This window comes from Kitasatospora sp. NPDC001225, from assembly GCF_053597855.1.
Map to the genome: position 1 here is coordinate 1 of NZ_JBSFJC010000320.1, position 3,073 is coordinate 3,073.

Here is a 3,073-nt window from a genome sequence, read left to right on the forward strand (position 1 = left end):
GCCGGCCCGAAGGGGTTCGGAACGAACTTCTCCGCCGTCAGGTCCGGGCGGCCCAGGTAACCACGGGCCAGACCGTCACCACCGATGAACAGCTCGCCGGTCACACCCTGCGGCACCGGGTTCAGGTCCACGTCCAGGACGTGGAGCCGGGTGTTGGCCAGCGGGCCGCCGATCGAGACCTGCTCGACGCCGTCCGGGACCTCGCCCTGGGCGGACCAGATCGTCGTCTCGGTCGGACCGTAGACGTTGACCAGGCGGCCGACCTGCGGCAGCAGCTCCCGCGCCAGGCCGGCGGTCAGCGCCTCGCCGCCGACGAGCGCGGTGACGGCGTAGTTGTCGAAGCCGGCCTCGAGCAGCAGGCGCCAGCCCGACGGAGTCGCCTGGACGTGGGTGACCCGGTTCCGGGCCACCAGCTCGACGAGCGCGGCGGCGTCCTTGGCCTGTTCGGCCGAGGCCAGGACGATCTTCCCGCCGGTGATCAGCGGCAGGTGCAGCTCCAGACCCGAGATGTCGAACGACACCGAGGTCGAGGCCAGCCAGGTGCCCGGGCGGCCGGGGGTCACGTCGTCGCGGATCGAACCCAGCAGGTTCACCAGCGCACCGTGGCCGATCATCACACCCTTGGGGCGACCGGTGGATCCGGAGGTGTAGAGCACGTACGCCAGTTCGTCGGCGGCCGGGGTGACGCCCTCCCAGCTCTCCTCCGAACCGCCGTCCAGCGCCAGCCACGGACCCGCGTACTCACCCAGACGACCAGCCGGGTCGGCGTCGGTCAGGACAAGCGCGGCACCCGAGTCGGTGAGCATGTAACCCACCCGCTCGGCCGGAAGCGACGGATCGACCGGGAGGTAGGCGGCACCCGCCTTCCACACACCCAGCATCGCCGCCAGGACACCGGGGCCGCGGTCGAGGTACAGACCGACCACCGATCCGGACCCGACCCCCTGCCCACGCAGCCGGCCCGCGATCCGCGAGGACCACGCGTCCAGCTCGCCGTACGACACCCGCTCCCCGCCGAACACCACCGCAACCGCATCCGGCGAAGCAACCGCACGAGCGCGGAAGAGGTCGAGGGACAGCTCGCGCTGGTCTGGTTCCGTACGCATCCGAGGCACTGCGGTCTGCTCCAAGTGGGGTATGTAGGCGGCGGTGGCGTCGCCTTCGGGGTCCGAGGCCATGGCTTCGAGTACGAGCCGGTACATGGCGGAGAGCTGTTCGGCGCGATCCCGGCCGAGCTCGTCCGTGCTGGACTTGATCGCGAGGACACCGCCGGTGGCGATGACCGCGAGCGCGAACTCGTTGACGCCGATGCCCAGCCCCGCGCCGGCGTCCACGGTGCCGGTGTCGACCTGGTGGAAGTTCTGGTGGTCGAACATCACCGTGAGCAGGCGCTCGCGGGTGCCGCTGTCACGCTGGACGGCGGGCAGCGGGTACCGGCGGTGGGCCCAGGTCTCCGCCTCCTGCGCGAAGACCTGCTCCACCAGCTGGCGCCAGGTGCCGGACGGGCGGGTGGCGGGGAACGGCAGCGTGTTCAGGTGCATGCCCAGCACCCGCTCCGCACCCGGCGCCTCCAGACGCCCGTGGTAGACCACGCCGGTATGAAAGGCCCGCTCCGGGCTGAGCATGCTCAGCACCTTGAGGTGGGCGGCCAGCAGCACGCTCTTCAGCGAGGTGCTCGTGCGGCGCGCCAGTCGGCGCAGCCCGTCCTCCAGGTCGCGGTAGTCGACCTCCAGGCGGTAGGGCTCCTTCGCACCGCCCTGGGCGTGCCACCCCGACGGCAGCTCGAACGGCGTGTGGTCGGCGACGACGTTCCGCCAGAAGGCGCGGTCCTCCTCGGAGGCCAGCGACTCCAGCTCGGCCGCGACGAAGTCCGCGTACCGGACGGCCGGCGCCTCGTAGGCGGGCAGCTCACGGCCGTCGCGCAGGTGCTGGTAGGACGCCAGCAGCTCCATGAGCAGCGAGTGGTAGCTCCAGCCCTCGGCGATGGCGTGGTTGTAGGTGAAGGTCAGTCGCCAGGCCTCGTCCGACTCCAGGTGGATCGCGATCCGCAGCAGCGGAGCGGTCCCGAGGTCGAACGACTCGGCCTCCTCCCGGGCGGTGAAGGCCAGTAGTGCGGCACGCTGCTCGTCGGCCGTCAGACCCCGCAGGTCCTCGATGCGGACGGGGATCGTCGCCTCCGCATGCACCAGTTGCAGGGGCTGGCTGTACGTCTCGAAGTCCAGCGAGGTGCGCAGGGCCTCGTGGCGGCCGGTCACGACGGCGGCGGCCTTCGTGAGGGCGTCGAGGTCGAAGGGCGTGGTGTCCGGGATACGGAAGGAGTTGATGTTCAGGTAGGCGGACTCGCCCCGGCCCTGGGCGGCCATCATCTCGACGAGCATGCCGGTCTGGATCTGCGACAGCGGGTAGGCGTCCACGACACCCGCCGGCAGCAGGCCCCGGTCCTCGTCGCCGATCAGCGCGAACGGCTCCACCGCGGTGACCAGCGATGCGCCGCCGTTCCCGGCGAGAACACCGGCGAGGCCGGCGATGGTGGTGTGGGTGAAGACCGTCCGAATGGAAGCCTCGTAGCCGGCGGCGCGCAGGGCGCCGACCAGACGGACGACGCGGATGGAGTCGCCGCCGAGCTCGAAGAAGCTGTCCTCGACACCGACCCGGGCGATGCCGAGCACGTCCGACCAGATGGCGGCCAGACGCTCCTCCAGCGGGGTGCGCGGGGCGACGATCTCGGCGCTGGCGAAAGCGGTCTGGTCGACAACCGGGAGGGCCTTGTGGTCGACCTTGCCGCTGTTGGTCAGCGGGATGACGTCCAGGGCGACGAAGGCGGTCGGCACCATGTACTCGGGCAGCGAGCGGGCCAGGAACTCCCGCAGCGCGACCGTGTCCGGAGCCGAGTCGTCGGCACTGACGACGTAGGCGACCAGGGACTTGTCACCCTGGGCGTCCTCGTGCGCGGCCACGACGGCGTCACGAACCCAGGCGTGCTCGCGCAGGGCGCTCTCGATCTCGCCGAGCTCGATGCGGTAGCCGCGGATCTTCACCTGGCCGTCGATGCGGCCCAGGCACTCCAGGGTGC

At 71.2% G+C, this 3,073-nt stretch carries 1 protein-coding gene; it reads right to left on the bottom strand.

What is annotated here, in order from left to right:
* On the bottom strand, nt 1-3,073 hold a 3,073-nt coding region (locus ACWDCZ_RS39845; RefSeq protein WP_449818526.1), incomplete at both ends, for an AMP-binding protein.